Annotated in this window: 18 protein-coding genes; 6 read left to right on the forward strand and 12 right to left on the reverse strand. The window is 69.0% G+C overall.

The features are described from left to right. Nucleotides 1-110 precede the first annotated feature (110 nt). A complete protein-coding gene (locus AC2YHT_RS25260) occupies nt 111-452 on the reverse strand; it encodes a lysozyme inhibitor LprI family protein (protein ID WP_487292552.1) in 342 nt (113 codons plus the stop codon). 74 nt (nt 453-526) lie between these two features. On the opposite strand from AC2YHT_RS25260, the gene AC2YHT_RS25265 reads away from it, so the two are divergent. From AC2YHT_RS25265 to AC2YHT_RS25290, 6 genes are all read left to right on the forward strand, one after another. Next, nucleotides 527-1,480, forward strand: coding sequence for a fatty acid desaturase family protein (locus AC2YHT_RS25265; protein WP_487292566.1), 954 nt, complete (start codon nt 527-529; stop codon nt 1,478-1,480). 47 nt (nt 1,481-1,527) lie between these two features. Beyond that, nucleotides 1,528-2,187, forward strand: a complete 660-nt coding sequence (locus AC2YHT_RS25270) for a class I SAM-dependent methyltransferase (RefSeq protein WP_487292553.1) — start codon at nt 1,528-1,530, stop codon at nt 2,185-2,187. Between the two features lie 43 nt (nt 2,188-2,230). Beyond that, nucleotides 2,231-2,584, forward strand: coding sequence for a VOC family protein (locus AC2YHT_RS25275; RefSeq protein ID WP_487292554.1), 354 nt, complete (start codon nt 2,231-2,233; stop codon nt 2,582-2,584). A 282-nt stretch (nt 2,585-2,866) separates the two neighbouring features. Continuing rightward, entirely contained in the window at nt 2,867-3,328 is a 462-nt protein-coding gene (locus AC2YHT_RS25280) for a YkgJ family cysteine cluster protein (RefSeq protein ID WP_487292555.1), read from the forward strand. Beyond that, complete coding sequence (locus AC2YHT_RS25285) at nt 3,325-3,867, forward strand: YkgJ family cysteine cluster protein (RefSeq protein ID WP_487292556.1); 543 nt, start codon at nt 3,325-3,327, stop codon at nt 3,865-3,867. The genes AC2YHT_RS25280 and AC2YHT_RS25285 overlap by 4 nt, the downstream gene beginning before the upstream one ends. 106 nt (nt 3,868-3,973) lie before the next feature. Continuing rightward, nucleotides 3,974-4,813 carry an SDR family oxidoreductase gene (locus AC2YHT_RS25290; protein ID WP_487292557.1) on the forward strand — a complete coding sequence of 280 codons (840 nt, stop codon included), beginning with the start codon at nt 3,974-3,976 and terminating at the stop codon, nt 4,811-4,813. Nucleotides 4,814-5,017: 204 nt separating this feature from the next. On the opposite strand, the gene AC2YHT_RS25295 is transcribed toward AC2YHT_RS25290, so the two are convergent. The 11 genes from AC2YHT_RS25295 to ctaD form a co-directional block, all read right to left on the reverse strand. Further along, nucleotides 5,018-6,685, reverse strand: coding sequence for a putative bifunctional diguanylate cyclase/phosphodiesterase (locus tag AC2YHT_RS25295; RefSeq protein WP_487292558.1), 1,668 nt, complete (start codon nt 6,683-6,685; stop codon nt 5,018-5,020). 59 nt (nt 6,686-6,744) lie between these two features. After that, nucleotides 6,745-7,323, reverse strand: coding sequence for a GNAT family N-acetyltransferase (locus tag AC2YHT_RS25300; RefSeq protein WP_487292559.1), 579 nt, complete (start codon nt 7,321-7,323; stop codon nt 6,745-6,747). A 37-nt stretch (nt 7,324-7,360) separates the two neighbouring features. Continuing rightward, a complete protein-coding gene (locus AC2YHT_RS25305; RefSeq protein ID WP_487292560.1) occupies nt 7,361-8,635 on the reverse strand; it encodes a M16 family metallopeptidase in 1,275 nt (424 codons plus the stop codon). 203 nt (nt 8,636-8,838) lie between these two features. Beyond that, on the reverse strand, nt 8,839-10,236 hold the full coding sequence (gene thrC, locus AC2YHT_RS25310) for a threonine synthase (RefSeq protein ID WP_487292561.1): 1,398 nt from the start codon (nt 10,234-10,236) through the stop codon (nt 8,839-8,841). Further along, nucleotides 10,236-10,937 carry an SURF1 family protein gene (locus tag AC2YHT_RS25315; RefSeq protein WP_487292562.1) on the reverse strand — a complete coding sequence of 234 codons (702 nt, stop codon included), beginning with the start codon at nt 10,935-10,937 and terminating at the stop codon, nt 10,236-10,238. Before AC2YHT_RS25315 ends, thrC begins: the two co-directional genes overlap by 1 nt. Next, complete coding sequence (locus AC2YHT_RS25320; RefSeq protein WP_110121353.1) at nt 10,930-11,292, reverse strand: DUF983 domain-containing protein; 363 nt, start codon at nt 11,290-11,292, stop codon at nt 10,930-10,932. Before AC2YHT_RS25320 ends, AC2YHT_RS25315 begins: the two co-directional genes overlap by 8 nt. 79 nt (nt 11,293-11,371) lie before the next feature. Beyond that, complete coding sequence (locus tag AC2YHT_RS25325; RefSeq protein WP_110121354.1) at nt 11,372-12,247, reverse strand: cytochrome c oxidase subunit 3; 876 nt, start codon at nt 12,245-12,247, stop codon at nt 11,372-11,374. Between the two features lie 78 nt (nt 12,248-12,325). Continuing rightward, on the reverse strand, nt 12,326-12,976 hold the full coding sequence (locus tag AC2YHT_RS25330) for a cytochrome c oxidase assembly protein (RefSeq protein ID WP_487292563.1): 651 nt from the start codon (nt 12,974-12,976) through the stop codon (nt 12,326-12,328). Then, nucleotides 12,957-13,073 (reverse strand): hypothetical protein, encoded by a 117-nt coding sequence (locus tag AC2YHT_RS25335; RefSeq protein ID WP_233245330.1) that lies wholly within the window; start codon nt 13,071-13,073, stop codon nt 12,957-12,959. Before AC2YHT_RS25335 ends, AC2YHT_RS25330 begins: the two co-directional genes overlap by 20 nt. Nucleotides 13,074-13,120: 47 nt before the next feature. Further along, nucleotides 13,121-14,170: a heme o synthase gene (gene cyoE / locus AC2YHT_RS25340; RefSeq protein WP_487292564.1), complete on the reverse strand. Its 1,050-nt coding sequence runs from the start codon at nt 14,168-14,170 to the stop codon at nt 13,121-13,123. Between the two features lie 104 nt (nt 14,171-14,274). After that, on the reverse strand, nt 14,275-15,939 hold the full coding sequence (ctaD, locus tag AC2YHT_RS25345) for a cytochrome c oxidase subunit I (protein ID WP_487292565.1): 1,665 nt from the start codon (nt 15,937-15,939) through the stop codon (nt 14,275-14,277). Between the last annotated feature and the right edge of the window lie 53 nt (nt 15,940-15,992).

The following is a 15,992-nucleotide window of genomic DNA, read 5'->3' on the forward strand; positions in this document are numbered from 1 at the left end:
AAACTATCCGCTGCGACAGCGCATAGGCTGGATGAGGCGTCTCATGCTTGAGAGACCCCTCATCCGTCGGCTATCGCCGACACCTTCTCCCGCAAGGGGAGAAGGAAAAACTAGAACGGCCCCGCGCGGTAGATCCGCTCCATCGACCGCTCCAGCTCGCCCAGCCGCCGGTCATACGCCCGCCCCAGGCAAGCCCGGTCGCCGCGACAGTCGGCGCGGGCTTTTAACCAGGCCTGCTGGCTGTCCATCAGCGCCCCGCGCGCGCCCATGCCCATCGTCTTCTTGTTGACGTCGTAGAGCACGCTCATCCGCACGTCCTTGTTGTCGAGGCTGCGATCAGCGCAGATCGCCTTCTCGTCGGCCCTCTTGGCCTTGGCGCAGTCGAAGCTGGCAGCGTGGGAGGCGCCGGCGAAACCAAGCGCGGCAAGGGCGACGACAACAGGCAAGCGCATGAAAAACCTCCGGAAAAGGACCTGACCTAACGGCATTCTGTCGGCTGGAACCTGAATGTGCGATGATCCGTTCCATGGCCGTCGCCGCTCGCATCAAGCCGCGGGAGCTGTTCTCGCAAGAGGACTGGGCCCGCCTGTCGCGCCGCTCGTCCTGGCGCGGGATCGTCATGGTCGCCCACGCCTGGGGCGTGATCCTGCTGGCCGGGGCGGTCTTCGTGATCTGGCCCAACCCGCTGACCTATATCGTCGCCGTCATGCTGATCGGCACCCGGCAGCTGGGCCTGGCGATCCTGATGCACGAGGCAGCCCACGGCGGGCTGCACCCCGACCTCAAGGTCAACGACTGGCTCGGCGAGTGGCTGTGCGCAGCCCCGCTGGGCGCCTCGCTGAACGCCTACCGCCCCTATCACCTGACCCACCACAAGTTCGCTCAGCAGGCCGAGGATCCGGACCTCGTCTTGTCGGCCCCGTTCCCGACCACGCGCGCCTCCCTGCGCCGCAAGATCGTCCGTGACCTGACGGGTCAGACCTTCTTCAAGCAGCGATTCGGGCCGATCATCTCCGGCCTGAAGAAGCGTGGACACGGCCAGGCCCCGGGCGCGATCTTCGCCCGCGCGGCGGCGGGCCAGAAGCGGTTCCTGCTGATCAACCTGGCCATGCTGGTCGCGCTGTCGGCCGCGGGCCTGTGGTGGGCCTGGCTGGCGCTGTGGATCGTGCCCATGGCCACCTGGTTCCCGCTGGTCACCCGCCTGCGCAACATCGCCGAGCACGCCCTGGTCGCCAAGGACGAGCCCGACCCGTTCCGCCACGCCCGCACGACGAAGGCCAACTGGCTCGAGCGGGCTCTCGTGGCCCCCTACCACGTCAACTTCCACGCCGAGCATCATCTGTTCATGCACGTGCCTTGCTGGAACCTTCCCCGGGCGCATCGGCTGCTGGCCGAGAAGGGGCTGACCGAGGGCATGCTGAACGCGCCGGGCTATCTGACGGTGCTGAAGGCGGCGTCGAGCAAGGTGGCGGCCGCCTAGTTCCTCCCCCGTTTCACGGGGGAGGCGTTGCCGCCTATAACCCGCCCATGATCGTCCAGACCCTGGAAGGCCGCCGGGCCTTCATCCGTGACAACACCCGCCTGCTGCCCACGCCGCACGCGCCTGAACTCCTGTTGCATCTGGCCGACGAAATCACGCCGATCTGGAAGCTGACCGAGGAAGCCCTGGAAGAGATCGGCCTGCCGCCGCCGTTCTGGGCCTTCGCCTGGGCCGGCGGCCAGGCCCTGGCGCGCTACGTGCTCGACCACCCCGAGATCGTGCGCGGCAAGCATGTGATCGACTTCGCCACCGGCTCGGGCATCGTCGCCGTCGCGGCCATGAAGGCGGGCGCGAAGAGCGTGCTGGCCGCCGACATCGACATCTTCTGCGAGGCGGCCGTGGCGATGAACGCCCAGGCCAACGGCGTCGAGATCGGCTTCACCGACGTCAACCTGCTGGACGCCCCACCGCCGGCCGCCGACGTGCTGCTGGCCGGCGACATCTGCTACGAGGGCCCGATGGCCAAGGCGGTCATGGCCTGGCTGGCCCAGGGCCGCGCGGCCGGGGCCTGCGTGCTGGTCGGCGATCCGGGCCGCACCTACTTCCCCAAGGAGGGCCTGGTGAAGCTGGCCGAATACCAGGTGCCCACCACCCGCGAACTGGAAGACCTGGCGGTGAAGCGCACCAGCGTCTGGACTCTGCCCTGACGGCAAACTAGAACATTTGCAGAACATCAGTGGAGGCCCGCCCATGCGCGAGGACGGCAAGATCGACTATATCGAGTGGGCGGGCGGCGAGCTGCCCGCCACCAAGGCCTTCTACTCGGCCGCCTTCGGCTGGACCTTCACCGACTACGGCCCCGACTACGCGGCCTTCGAGGGCCAGGGCGCCGACGGTGGCTTCGTCGGCGACGTCACCGAGGAACCGGCCAAGCCGCTGGTGGTGCTCTACGCCGTCGATCTGGAAGCCATGGAAGCCAAGGTAACGGCCGCCGGCGGCGTGATCGTGAAGCCGATCTTCGAATTCCCCGGCGGCCGGCGGTTCCACTTCCTGGATCCGGCGGGGAACGAGCTGGCCGTGTGGAGCGCGACGGGGTTCGAATAAGACGATCCTCCCCCTATGGGGGAGGTGGCCCAGAGGGCCGGAGGGGGGCCGTTTTCAGCTTGCGAAGCCTTGCCTTCTTCTCCCGTAAAATCCCCGCGAAAGCGGGGACCCAGGTGTTTTATCGTCGAGCGCCGGAGGCTTCAGAAAAAGCCTGGGTCCCCGCTTTCGCGGGGATTTTACGGATGTTGGGCGGTTTGCCGCTCCTCCGCCACAGCGTTCCCGCCCGCAAAAACCGTCACAAACCCTGGCTAAGTTCCGCACCCTGACGATTGGGGAATCCAGGTGGGCCAGCGGAGCTGCGGCGACTGCGGGATGTGCTGCAAGCTGATGGGCGTCGAGGCCATCGGCAAGGCGCCGCACGCCTGGTGCGGCCACTTCCGCAAAGGCGCCGGTTGCGCGATCTATGCCGACCGCCCCACGGCCTGCGCCGACTTCTCCTGCTACTGGCTGAACGCCGAGGGCCTGTCCGACGACTGGCGGCCCGACCGCGCCCGCTTCGTCCTGCACCGCGAGGACGGCGGTCGGCGGCTGATCGTCGAGGTCGATCCGGCCCAGCCCCAGGCCTGGCGCAAGGCCCCCTACCACGCCACCTTTCGCGACTGGGCCCGGCGCGGCGCGGCCGGCGGCCTGACCCTCAACGTGCTGGTCGGCCCGCGCGCCTTCGAGATCCGCGCCGACGGCGACATCGATCTCGGCATCGTCCGCGACATGGCCGCCAAGCCCTTCGCGGGAGCCGCCCAATGAGCGACGTCGCGCTTTCGCCGGTTCCGGGCCCCGCCCCAGGCAAGGCCTGCGGCTCCTGCGGCATGTGCTGCAAGGTGCTGGCCATCGACGAGCTGAACAAGCCCGACGGCGTCTGGTGCGGCCACTTCAGGAAGGGCGGCGGCTGCGGCTCCTACGAGACCCGTCCGGGCGCCTGCCGGGGCTTCCACTGCCTGTGGCTCACCTCGGAAAAGCTCGACGAGACCTGGCGGCCCGACAAGGCCGGCTTCCTGATGTACTCCGACCGCGACGGAAAGCGGCTGAACGTGGTGGTCGACCCCGGCAAGCCGGCGGCCTGGAAGCGCGAGCCCTACTACCGCCGCATCAAGGCCATGTCGCAGCGGGCCTATGACGGCTACGAGCTGGTGGTCTGCGTCAGCGACCGCCGCACCGTGGTGTTCCCCACCGAGGACGTCGAGCTGGGCGTGCTGAACCCCGGCCACAAGCTGGTCAGCGGCTATGTGAACCGCGACGGCGCCCAGGTCCCCTTCGCCATGGTGCTGAGCGACGCCGAGGGCTGAGCGCCCGGACTGCTGAAGCGGGCTCAGCAGGCCGTGGACGAGCCCGTGGCTAATCCCGTCGCCTGAAGGGCGCTATCTGAGCCTCCTGAACCAAGGAGAGGCTCCCATGAGCAAAGCCGAGCGCGACGTCATCGTGGTCATCGGGGCCGGCCAGATCGGCCAGGCGATCGCTCGACGTGTAAGCGTCGGCAAGCGCGTGCTGCTGGCCGATATGAAGCGCGAGAATGCGCAGGCCACCGCCGAGGTGCTGGCCGACGCCGGCTACGAGACCCACGTCGCCCTGGTCGACGTCGCCTCGCGGGAAAGCGTCCAGGCCCTGGTCGCGACCGCCACGGCCCTGGGCGCGGTGACCGGCCTGATCCACGCCGCCGGCGTCTCGCCCAGCCAGGCGCCGGCAAGCGTGATCCTCAGGGTCGACCTCTACGGCACGGCGCTGGTGCTGGAGCTGTTCGGCGAGGTGATCGCCCCCGGCGGCTGCGGCGTCGTCATCGCCTCGCAGTCGGGCCACCGCCTGCCGCCGCTGCCCGAAGAGCAGAGCCACGCCCTAGCCACGACCCCGACCGAAGCGCTGCTGGCACTGCCCTTCCTGGCTCCGGAAGTGGTCACCGATCCGCTGAACGCCTACCAGCTCTCCAAGCGCGGCAATTCCCTGCGGGTGGCCGCCCAGGCCGTGCGCTGGGGCGCGCGCGGGGCGCGGATCAACGCCATCAGCCCCGGCATCGTCATGACGCCCCTGGCCCGCGACGAGCTTTCCGGCCCGCGCGGCGAAGGCTATCGCCGGATGATCGAGGGATCGGCGGCGGGGCGCGCCGGAACGCCCGACGAGGTCGGGGCGGTGGGCGCCCTGCTGATGGGCCCCGACGGCGGCTTCATCACCGGCAGCGACATCCTGATGGACGGCGGGGTGACGGCGGCGTGGCTCTACGGGGATCTGGCGAAGGGGTGAGGCTTCAGGAGCCCAGATCGTCAAACACCAAACCCGTCGTCATCCCGGAAAGCCCGAAGGGCTTATCCGGGACCCAGGGGACGGGGCGGGGCGGCAAGTTTGAACACCCAAGCGATGGCCGGCGCACTGCGGCTGCCCCTGGGTCCCGGCTCTACGCTACGCTTCGGCCGGGATGACGATCTAGCATGAAGGCCCGCGCAGGCCTCAGCCCCGCGCCTTCACCGGCGCGGCGCCATCGACATAGGCCTCGTTGAGATAGACCTCGGCCTCCTGCGGCGACAGGGCCGGCGCGTAGCCGAAGCCCTGGCCGTAGTCGCAGCCCAGCTTCTGCAGCGCGTGGGCCATCTCGGCGTTCTCGACGCCCTCGGCGACGACTTCCAGGTCGAGATCCTGGCCCAGCTTGACCACCGAGCGGACGATCTTGGCCGAGCCGGCGTTGCCGCCCATGGTCCGCACGAAGTAGCGATCGATCTTCAGCGTGTCGAACGGCAGGCGCGTCAGGTACGACAGCGACGAGAAGCCGGTGCCGAAGTCGTCCAGCGCCAGGCCAGCCCCCGCCTCGCGCAGGCTGCGCAGGATCACCGCGGCCCGCTCGGGGTCGCGCATGATGTCGCTTTCGGTGACTTCCAGCTTCAGCGCGCCGCGCGGCAGGCCGTTCTCGCGCAGCACCTGGGCCACGTCGTGCACCAGGCCCGGACGGTCGATCTCGCCGGTCGACAGGTTGACGCTGACGGTCAGGGCGCCGACGGCCGGATGGGTGTGACGCCAGGCGGCCAGCTGCTTGCCGGCGCTGCGCATCATGTGCTCGCCGAGCTCGGCCATCAGGCCCATCTCTTCGATCAGCGGCAGGAACTCGTCGGGCGGCAGCAGGCCGCGACGCGGGTGGATCCAGCGCGCCAGGGCCTCGAAGCCCGACAGGGCGCCGGTCGACAGGCGCACGACCGGCTGGAAATAAGGGATGATCTCGCCACGGCCGATGGCGCCGCGCAGGTCGGCTTCCAGCGCCAGGCGCGACAGGCCGTCGGTCTCCATCGAGCGGCCGTAGGCGGCGGCCGAGCCGCGCCCGTTGGCGGCGGCGGCCTCGACGGCCAGTTCGGCCCGGCGGACCAGCTCGGCGGCCTCCGGCGCGTCCTCGCCGCCCTCGGCCGAGACGGCGCCGATGGTCAGGGTCGGGTGAATGTCGAATCCGGCGATGCGCAGCGGCTGTTCCAGCGCCGAGCGCAGCAGCTCGGCCGGCTCGTAGCCGTGCGGCTCGCACAGCACGGCGAACTCGTCCTCGCCGATGCGGCCCAGGATCGAGCCCTCGGGGAAGGCGGCGGCCAGGCGCGAGCCGAGAGCGGCCAGGACGAGGTCGGCGCGCTCGTGGCCCAGGGCCTCGTTCAGGCGGCGCAGGCGGTCGAGGTCGGCGACCACCAGCTCATGCACGCCGGTATGGGTCAGGCGCTCGCGGGCGCGGGCGATGAAGCTGCGGCGGTCGAGGAGCCCGGTGAGGTCGTCCTTGCCCGAGGCGGCGAATTTCACTTCCGGGGCGATGACGCCAGCGGCGCGCAGACCCTCTTCCAGCCAGACGCCGCGCCAGATGCAGGTCTCGCCGCCGCGCATGCGCATGCGCACGACGATCTCGGAGCCGGCTTCGCGCACCCGCAGCAGTTCTTCGGCCTGGGCGCGGTCCTGCGGCAGGGCCAGGGCGCGGAAGGCGGCCGAGGCGCATTCGGGAGCCAGGGGCGACAGGCCCAGGGCCCGGGCCGCGCCGTTGATGCGCAGCCGGTCGGTCTCGGGGTCCCAGTGCCATAGCGCGACCTCAGCGGCGCCCAACGCTTCCAGCGTGGTCGTCGCGTCCCAGATCCTACGCTCGGCTACCTTGAAAGACATGCCCGTTCCCGCGCCGCCCGATCCCCCATGGATGGACGGCGTGCGGTCCGGGGCGAAACTCACGACGGAGCAATCAACCCGAACAGACGATGATCTCGCCACTCGCCGTTAATTTTAAGATAAGCGCGCGCATATCCCTCCTCGGAAAACCCGCATCTCGTGAGCAGGCCGGCCGAGCGCGCGTTATGCGGCATGCAGGCCGCTTCCAGCCGGTGAAGGCCCAGCGGGCCGAAGGCGAAATCGATCACCGCCCGCACGGCCTCGGTGGTGTAGCCCTGCCCCGCATGCGCCTCGCCGGCCCAGTAGCCGACCACCCCGGTCTGGGCCACGCCCCGGCGGATGTTGAACAGGCGCACGCCGCCGACGATGGCGTCGTCCGACTTGCGGAACACGAAGAACGGAAAAGCTTCTCCCAGTTCGAGTTCGCGGGCGTAGGCGGCCAGGCGCTGGCGAAAGGCGGCCCGCGTCAGGTCGTCGGCCGGCCAGGTCGGCTCCCACGGCGTCAGGAAGGCGCGCGAGCCGCCGCGCAGCTCCGCCCACGGCTTGTGATCGCCCAGGCGCGGCAGGCGCAGATAGACCCGATCGCCCTCGATGCGCGGGCCCTGGTCGATGCGGAGAAGACGAAGAATGGCGGACAAGGACGGGTCTCGAACAGCAGGGCCGCACAATTGCGGCTTATTGTCCGCCGAACAACGTCCGCCGGAAGATTTCCCCGGCGCCCAACGCGCCCTTGGCCCCCAGCACCGCCGTAGCGGCCTTGCCGGGCGCCAGCATCCGCTTGCCCAGGCGCGCGATGTCGGCCGCGCCGACCGCGTCGACCCCGGCCGCCAGCTCGGCGGGCGAGAACAATCGGTCGAAGGTCAGGGCCTGGCCGGCGGCCTGCTCGGCGCGGGCCAGAGGCTGCTCGCGGGCCATGAACATGTGCGCCTTCAGCTGGGCCTTGCAGCGGGCGAGCTCGGCCTCGTCGATGCGCTCGACCAGGGCCAGCAGCTGCTCGGCGCAGACCTGGGCGGTCTGGCCTGCGTCCTTGGCCGCGCAGCCGGCATAGATGCCAAGCGCCCCTATGTCGGCATAGGTGTCGGCATAGGCGTCGATGTTGTAGGCCAGACCGCGCTTCTCGCGGGCCTCCTGGAACAGCCGCGACGACATGCCACCGCCCAGGGCCTCGGCGAAGACGCGCAGGGCGAAATAGTCGTCGTCGCGCGAGCCGGCGGCCGGCAGCATCAAAACCAGATGCGCCTGCTCCAGCTTGCGGGTCTCGGCGAAGGCGCCGCCAACGAACGGGGCGGGCTCGGGAACCCGCGCGCCGGGCGTGGCCGGCAAGTCGCCGAAGGCCTTCTGCGCCAGGTCCAGCAGCTCGGCTTCCTCAACCGCGCCAGTGGCGCTGACCACCAGCCGGTCGGCGGCGTAGAGGCTGGCGCGCCAGTCCGACAGGGCTTCGGGCGTGGCGGCCTCGACCGTGTCGACCGTGCCCAGGATCGGCCGGCCGACCGGATGATCGCCCCAGGCGCCCTTCTGCAGCAGGTCGAAGACGTAGTCGTCAGGCGCGTCGGCGGCCTCGGCGATCTCCTGGGCGACCACCTGTTTCTCGCGGGCCAGATCGGCGGCGTCGAGCGTGGGCCGGCGCACGAGGTCGGCGATCACCTCGACGCCCAGCGGCAGACCGCCCTTCAGGGCGCGGATCTGGAAGCTGGTGCGCTCGTAGCCGGTGGCGGCGTTGATCTGGCCGCCCTGGGCCTCGACCACCTCGACGATGTCGCGCGCGCTGCGGCCGCCCGCGCCCTTGAACACCATGTGCTCGAGCAGGTGCGACCAGCCCGACCGCGCCGGATCCTCATAGGCCGCCCCGCGCCCAGCGACGACGCTCAGGGCCAGGGTCTCGAGCCCTGGCATCGGATCGCAGACGACGCGGACGCCATTGGGCAGGGTGTGGAGGGTCGGAAGGGTCATTTCCCTCCGTGTAGACGCGTAAGCGCCCGAAAGCGACCCTTCGGCTGGCCAGCGAGGCTGACCGCCACTCTTCTTCCGTAAAATCCCCGCGAAAGCGGGGACCCAGGCGTTTTATCGTCGAGCGCCTGGGATTTCAGAAAAAGCCTGGGCCCCCGCTTTCGCGGGGGTTTTACGGATATTGGAATCCGTCGGCGTAAGCGTTCCTACTTCCCCGCGAACGCCCGCACATGGGCCTTCACGGCCGCCGGATCCGCCGGCAGGCGGTCGAAGCGTTCGGGCTTGGCCGACAGGTCCGGCGCGCCGCGCGGCACGCCCTGGACGACGCCGGTGGCGGCCAGCACGGCTTCGGGGAACTTGGCCGGGTGGGCGGTCGACAGCACCACGACCGGGGTCGTGGGGTCTTCGAGGCGCAGGCGGGCGGCGGCGGCGAGGCCCACGGCCGTGTGCGGATCGACGATCTCGCCGGTCTCGTTCAGCGTGGCCAGCATGGTCTTGGCGGTGTCGGCCTCGCTGACCGAGGCGCCGATGAACAGCTCGCGCATCATCGCATGGGCGCTGGGCGGGATGTCGAGCACGCCCGTCGTCGCGAAGCCTCGGAAGGCGCGACCGGTCTCGATGCCGTCACGGCGCACGGCTTCGAAATAGAGACGCTCGAAGTTGGAGGCGACCTGGATGTCCATGGCCGGGCTCTGGGTGGCGGCCACGGCCCCGCGGGCGTAGCGGCCGTCCTCGAAGGCGCGCGCCAGGATATCGTTGCTGTTGGTGGCGGCCACGACCTTGGCGATCGGCAGGCCCAGCTGCTTGGCCACGAAGGCGGCGTAGGCGTCGCCGAAGTTGCCGGTCGGCACGACGAAGGCGATCTCGCGGGCCGGCGCGCCCAGGCTGACGGCGGCGGTGAAGTAATAGACGCTCTGGGCCGCGATCCGCGCCCAGTTGATCGAGTTGACGCCCGACAGGTCCACCGCGTGGCGGAACTGGTCGTCCTGGAAGGCCTGCTTGACGATGGCCTGGCAGTCGTCGAACGAGCCCTGCACCGACACGCAACTGACGTTGGCGTCGGCCGCCGTGGTCATGAACCGGCGCTGGACCTCGCTGATCCGGCCTTCGGGGAAGAGCGCGACGATGCGGGCGTTGCTGCGGCCGCGGAAGGCCTCGACGGCCGCGCCGCCGGTGTCGCCCGAGGTGGCGCAGATGATGGTCATGGTCCGCGACTGCCGCGACAGCACGTAGTCGTAGAGCCGGCCCAGGAGCTGCATCGCAACGTCCTTGAAGGCCAGGGTCGGGCCGTGGAACAGCTCCAGCAGGTAGCGGTTGGCGGCCAGCTGCTTCAGCGGCGTCACCGCCGCGTGGGTGAAGCTGGCATAGGCCTCGTCGCACATGGTCTGCAGGTCGTCGGCCGGGATGTCGTCGCCGACGAACCGGCCGAGCACGGCGGCGGCCACTTGGGCGTAGGTCTTGCCGGCGAAGGCGGCGATCTCTTCGGGCGTGAAGGTCGGCCAGGTCTCGGGCACATAGAGGCCGCCGTCGGGCGCCAGGCCGGCCAGCACCGCGTCCAGGAAACCGATCGAAGGGGACTCGCCCCGGGTCGAGACGTAACGCATCAGGGCCTCATCCTCCGCCAGAGCATGGCGGCATAGATAAAGAGCAGGGTGACGGCAAGACCAAACCACGTAAGCGCGTATTCCAGGTGCCGGTTGGAAATTTCTGCCGGCAAGGGCGCGGGCGTGACGCCGGGAACGGCGGGCGTGGCGGTCTCGACCATCAGGAGATAGGACGACATTCCGTCCCGGATGATGACCGACGGCTCCCGCGAGGTTCGCTTGCCCAGGTGGCGCTCGTCGATCAGGACCCCGGTGACGCGCCCCGGCGCGGTGAACAGGCGATCGGGCGGGGCCGGCTGGCCGGTCAGCGCATCGACGACGCCGAGATCGAGACGGATGACGTCGGTCTTGCCGACCTCCACCCAGCAGACGGCCTGGCCGCGCCAGACGATCTGGCCCTCGCGCACGCCGTAGATCATCGACAGGTCGCCGCCCGCGACCTTGGAGGGGGACGACGGCCCACAGTCGGTCGCGACACGCGTCCAGGTGACGTCCTCGCCCTTGTCGGCGCGGGCCAGGGCCTGGGCCAGCGGAATGGCCGGCGCCGTCTTCAGCTTCTCGATGCGCGCCAGCAGGTCTTCCTTCCAGGCCAGGCGCTTCACCTGCCAGGTCCCCAGGCCGCAGAGGATGGCGAAGGCGATCAGAGTGGCGATCGTCAGGCCGATCGGGAAGCCGGGCTTCTTCGGAGCGGTCTCAGACATCGTCGCGCCCCGCTTGCGAAGCCTTGTTGGCGATCTGGGCGGCGACCATCAGCCCCTTGGCCGGCCGCATCAGGAACAGGCACGCCAGGCCCGTCAGCGGCAGCCACACCACCAGCAGCAGCCACACCGGCCAGTTCCAGGCGAACATCGAGAACAGCGCCCCGAACGCGCACAGGAACCCGGCGATCAGGATGACGAAAGTCGACGCCCCGTCGCCGGTCTCGAGCTTGGCAAGGTCGTAGCCGCAGGCCTCGCAGCGCGGCGCGATCTTGAGGAAGCCCTCGAACAGGAAGCCCTCGCCGCAGACGGGGCATCGCCCGGCGGCGCCGGCGGCGTAGGGGTTGGTCTTGGGCATGCGATCCCCGCAGACGCTGAAAACGAAAAAGGCCCGGAACGCTGGTCTGCGCTCCGGGCCCCCTAGAACGGCTATGACCTTAGTGCGTCGAGGCGCCGAAGATCACGTAGATGAAGGCGAACAGGAACAGCCAGACCACGTCGACGAAGTGCCAGTACCAGGCGGCCGCTTCGAAGCCGAAGTGCTGCTTGGGCGTGAAGGCGCCGTTCATCAGGCGGATCAGGCAGACGATCAGGAACAGCGTGCCCACGAAGACGTGGAAGCCGTGGAAGCCCGTGGCCAGGAAGAAGGTCGAGCCGTAGAGGCCCGAATTGGCGGCGGCTTCGTTGTAGAACAGCTGCTCGTGGTTGATGTGGGCGTATTCGTAGACCTGGATGGTCGTGAACAGCGCGCCCAGCAGGATGGTCAGGATCAGGCCCCACTGGGCGCCCTTGCGGTCGCCTTGCTGCAGAGCGTGGTGCGACCAGGTGATGGTCGTGCCCGACAGCAGCAGGGTCAGGGTGTTGACCAGCGGCAGGTGCCAGGGCGAGACGGTCTCGACGCCGGCCGGCGGCCAGGCGGCCCAGGCGGTGCGCACTTCCTCGATGCCCGACAGGGTGCGGTGATGGTGGAACAGGGCCATCTCGAAGAAGATCCAGAACCACGCCACGAAGAACATCACTTCCGAGGCGATGAACAGCACCATGCCGTAGCGCAGGCCGATCGAGACGACGGGGGTGTGGTCGCCGGCGTTGGCTTCCTTGATGACGTCGCGCCACCAGCCGAACATCGTGTAGAGCACGCCGGCCAGGCCGGTCGCGAACAGCCACCACTGGCCCTTCTCGATGCCGAACACCCCGCCCTTGATCCAGGCGATCAGGCCGAGCGCCATGACCGTGGCGGCGGCCGAGCCGACGAACGGCCACGGGCTGGGCGGCAGGATGTGGTAGTCGTGTTTGACGGCGCCGTGGGCCATGTGTCGCGAACCCTCTTTAATCTTATTGATGGCGCGTCGCTTGGGTCCCCCCGGCCCGCGCCTCTCCCTTGCCGAAAGCTATAGTCTGCCGGACGCTGTTCCGCCAAGAGGCTCGACGATGCGAGGCACGTCCGTCTTGCCTTCCTGGCCGTCGACGGCCGGGAAGAAGGTGTAGGACAGGGTGATCTCGGACTTGCCCTTGGTCTCCGGATCCTCGGCGAAGCGCGGATCGACGAAGTAGACGACCGGGAACTCGACCGTCTGGCCGGGCTGGATCGTCTGGTTCGAGAAGCAGAAGCACTCGATCTTCTGGAAGTACGGGCCGGCCTGCTCGGGCACCACGTTGTAGATCGCCCGGCCGGTCTGGGGCTTGTCGCTGGTGTTGGTGACCTTGAAGAAGGCCAGCCCCGAGGCGCCCAGCTTGATGTCCTGGCTGACCTGCTCGGTGGTGAAGGTCCAGGGCAGGTTGCGGATGTTGGCGTCGAAGCGGATCTGGACGGTGCGGTCGAGCACCTTGGTCGGCGCCGCTTCGGCGCGGCGCACCGTGCCGTCGAAGCCGGTGGCCTGGCAGAACAGCTTGTACAGCGGCACCGCCGCATAGGCCGCGCCGACCATGCCGACGAAGGCGACGGCGCAGATCAGCGCCACGCGCTTGTTGCGGCGGGCCTGCAGCGTGGTCTTGTCGGCGCCGGCCCCGCCCGGCGTGGGATCAGAACCGGTTTCCGACATTGGCGCCCAGCCTCACCAGGGTGACCACGAACACCAGCACGACGAAGGCGACCAGGCCGACGGCGAGCGCGATGTTGCGGCCGTTGCGGGCCTTGATGGCGTCGGCCTTGTCCGGCTGGACGGAGACGGTCTTCTTCGGGTCGGTCAAGGAATGAGCTCCAGAGCCTTCACGCCGATCATGGCCTCGGCCAGCAGGGCGGCGAACAGGGCGAAGAGATAGAGGATCGAGAAGGCGAACAGGTTGCGGGCGTCCTTGGCCCCGCCCACCGGCGGCGGGCGCTTGCCCTCGACGGCCGGTTCAGCGGCGGGAGCGGGCGCGGCGTCCACCTCGTAGAGGGCGCGGTCGGCGGTGCGCGGGTCGGCCGCGTCGCCGGCGTCGCTGCGGAACACCCGCCAGGCCAGGGTCAGGAACACGAGGCCGCCCAGGCCCGAGACGGCCAGGTACAGCGGACCGCCCAGGCCGGTGAAGGCCGGCGCCAGGCAGACGGGGATGAAGATCAGGCTGTAGATCAGGATCTGCTGGCGGGTCGCCTTGGCGCCCTTGACCACCGGCAGCATCGGCACGCCGGCCTTGGCGTAGTCGGTGCTGATGTAGAGCGACAGCGCCCAGAAGTGCGGCGGGGTCCACAGGAAGATGATCAGCACCATCAGCCAGGCGTTCAGCGGCGCCGAGCCCGTGGCCGCCGCCCAGCCGATCGCCGGCGGCAGCGCGCCGGCCAGACCGCCGATGACGATGTTCTGGGCCGTCCAGCGCTTCAGCCACATGGTGTAGACCACGGCGTAGAAGACGATGGTGAAGGCCAAAAGGCCCGCCGCCAGCCAGTTGATCGCCATGCCCAGCAGCATGACCGAGAGCAGGGACAGCACCACGCCCAAGGCGGCGGCTTCGGAGCCCTCGACCAGGCCGGCCGGCACCGGACGGCCGCGGGTGCGGCGCATCTTGGCGTCGATGTCGGCGTCGTACCACATGTTCAGGGCGCCCGAAGCCCCGGCCCCGACGGCGATGCACAGCACCGCCACCGCGCCCAGCAGCGGGTGGATGTGGGTGCGGGCGGCGACCAGGCCGGTCAGGCCCGTGAACACCACCAGCGACATCACGCGCGGCTTCATCAACTGGAAATAGTCCTGCCAGCGCGCGGCGCGGACCGGATCGGTCCGGTGCGTGTCTGACGGGAGAACGGCGGGCTTGGCCATGGGATACGGTATCTTGGAAAGCTGGGTCTTGATGGGCGAAGGGCGCGGGCCCGGCTGTCGCCGGATCCGCGCCCCCCGCGCTTATACTGCTATCTTACCAGAGATCAGTGATGATCGTCGGCCTTGATGACCGGCGGCTCGCTGAACTGGTGGAACGGCGGCGGCGAGGACAGGGTCCATTCCAGCGTGGTGGCGCCTTCGCCCCACGGGTTGGCCTCGGCCTTGCGGCGACGGATGGCGGCTTCCAGCAGCACGACCAGGAAGACGCCGACGCCCGCCACGGTGATCATGTAGCCGACCGACGAGACGTAGTTCCACTTCGCGAACGCGTCCGGATAGTCGACATAGCGGCGGGGCATGCCGTCCAGGCCCAGGAAGTGCTGCGGGAAGAACACCAGGTTCACGCCCACGAACATGATCCAGAAGTGCAGAGCGCCGAGGAACTCGTTGTACTTCACGCCCCACATCTTCTCGAACCAGTAGTAGAAGCCCGCGAAGATGGCGAAGACGGCGCCCAGCGACAGCACGTAGTGGAAGTGGGCCACCACGTAGTAGGTGTCGTGCAGGCTGTAGTCGATGCCGGCGTTCGACAGGACGACGCCGGTGACGCCGCCGACCGTGAACAGGAAGATGAAGCCGATCGCCCACAGCATGGGCGTCTTGAAGCTGATCGAACCGCCCCACATCGTGGCGATCCACGAGAAGATCTTCACGCCGGTCGGAACGGCGATGATCATCGTCGCGGCCACGAAGTAGGCCCGCAGGTTGATGCTCATGCCGACCGTGTACATGTGGTGGGCCCACACGATGAAGCCGACGAAGCCGATGGCGACCATGGCGTAGGCCATGGCCAGGTAGCCGAAGACCGGCTTCTTGGAGAAGGTCGAGACGATGTGGCTGATGATGCCGAACCCCGGCAGGATCAGGATGTACACTTCCGGGTGACCGAAGAACCAGAACAGGTGCTGGAACATCACCGGGTCGCCGCCGGCGGCCGGGTCGAAGAAGTGGGTGCCGAAGTTGCGGTCGGTCAGCAGCATGGTGATGGCGCCGGCCAGGACGGGCAGCGACAGCAGCAGCAGGAAGGCGGTGATCAGCACCGACCAGGCGAACAGCGGCATGCGGTGCAGGGTCATGCCCGGCGCGCGCATGTTGAAGATCGTGGTGATGAAGTTGATCGCGCCGAGGATCGACGAGGCGCCGGCCAGGTGGAGCGACAGGATCGCCAGATCCATGGCCGGACCGGTGTGGCCGGTGGTCGACAGCGGCGGATAGATCGTCCAGCCGCCGCCGAAGCCGTGGCCCGGACCGCCGTCGACGAACATCGAGGTGCACAGCAGCACCCAGGCGGCGACCAGCAGCCAGAACGAGATGTTGTTCATCCGCGGGAAGGCCATGTCCGGCGCGCCGATCATGATCGGGACGAACCAGTTGCCGAAGCCGCCGATCATGGCGGGCATGACCATGAAGAAGATCATGATCAGGGCGTGGGCGGTGACCACGGCGTTGTAGCCGTGCTTGCCCTTGAACACGCCGAGCTGAGCCAGCAGGCCGTTGTCGGTGAAGACCTGGATGCCCGGGTGCATCAGCTCCCAGCGGATCAGGCCCGACAGGGCCCCGCCGACGATGCCCGCCATGATGGCGAACAGGATGTAGAGCGTGCCGATGTCCTTGTGGTTCGTCGAGAAGAACCAGCGGGCGAAGAAGGGCGGCTTTTCGTCGGCGCCATGGCCGTCGTCGTGGTGATCGATGTCAGCGGCGTGAGCCATCGGACTGATATCCTAAAGCGTTCTTAGGCCGCCGGCGCGGCGGCGGGAGCCGC

It is taken from the genome of Caulobacter sp. SRI_008 (assembly GCF_057586355.1).

Bases quoted from the DNA above. Each gene is read 5' to 3' on its own strand.
- AC2YHT_RS25260 (WP_487292552.1), bottom strand. From the start codon at position 452: ATGCGCTTGCCTGTTGTCGTCGCCCTTGCCGCGCTTGGTTTCGCCGGC.
- AC2YHT_RS25265 (WP_487292566.1), top strand. From the start codon at position 527: ATGGCCGTCGCCGCTCGCATCAAGCCGCGGGAGCTGTTCTCGCAAGAG.
- AC2YHT_RS25270 (WP_487292553.1), top strand. From the start codon at position 1,528: ATGATCGTCCAGACCCTGGAAGGCCGCCGGGCCTTCATCCGTGACAAC.
- AC2YHT_RS25275 (WP_487292554.1), top strand. From the start codon at position 2,231: ATGCGCGAGGACGGCAAGATCGACTATATCGAGTGGGCGGGCGGCGAG.
- AC2YHT_RS25285 (WP_487292556.1), top strand. From the start codon at position 3,325: ATGAGCGACGTCGCGCTTTCGCCGGTTCCGGGCCCCGCCCCAGGCAAG.
- AC2YHT_RS25290 (WP_487292557.1), top strand. From the start codon at position 3,974: ATGAGCAAAGCCGAGCGCGACGTCATCGTGGTCATCGGGGCCGGCCAG.
- AC2YHT_RS25295 (WP_487292558.1), bottom strand. From the start codon at position 6,685: ATGTCTTTCAAGGTAGCCGAGCGTAGGATCTGGGACGCGACGACCACG.
- AC2YHT_RS25305 (WP_487292560.1), bottom strand. From the start codon at position 8,635: ATGACCCTTCCGACCCTCCACACCCTGCCCAATGGCGTCCGCGTCGTC.
- thrC (WP_487292561.1), bottom strand. From the start codon at position 10,236: ATGCGTTACGTCTCGACCCGGGGCGAGTCCCCTTCGATCGGTTTCCTG.
- AC2YHT_RS25315 (WP_487292562.1), bottom strand. From the start codon at position 10,937: ATGTCTGAGACCGCTCCGAAGAAGCCCGGCTTCCCGATCGGCCTGACG.
- AC2YHT_RS25320 (WP_110121353.1), bottom strand. From the start codon at position 11,292: ATGCCCAAGACCAACCCCTACGCCGCCGGCGCCGCCGGGCGATGCCCC.
- AC2YHT_RS25325 (WP_110121354.1), bottom strand. From the start codon at position 12,247: ATGGCCCACGGCGCCGTCAAACACGACTACCACATCCTGCCGCCCAGC.
- AC2YHT_RS25330 (WP_487292563.1), bottom strand. From the start codon at position 12,976: ATGTCGGAAACCGGTTCTGATCCCACGCCGGGCGGGGCCGGCGCCGAC.
- cyoE (WP_487292564.1), bottom strand. From the start codon at position 14,170: ATGGCCAAGCCCGCCGTTCTCCCGTCAGACACGCACCGGACCGATCCG.
- ctaD (WP_487292565.1), bottom strand. From the start codon at position 15,939: ATGGCTCACGCCGCTGACATCGATCACCACGACGACGGCCATGGCGCC.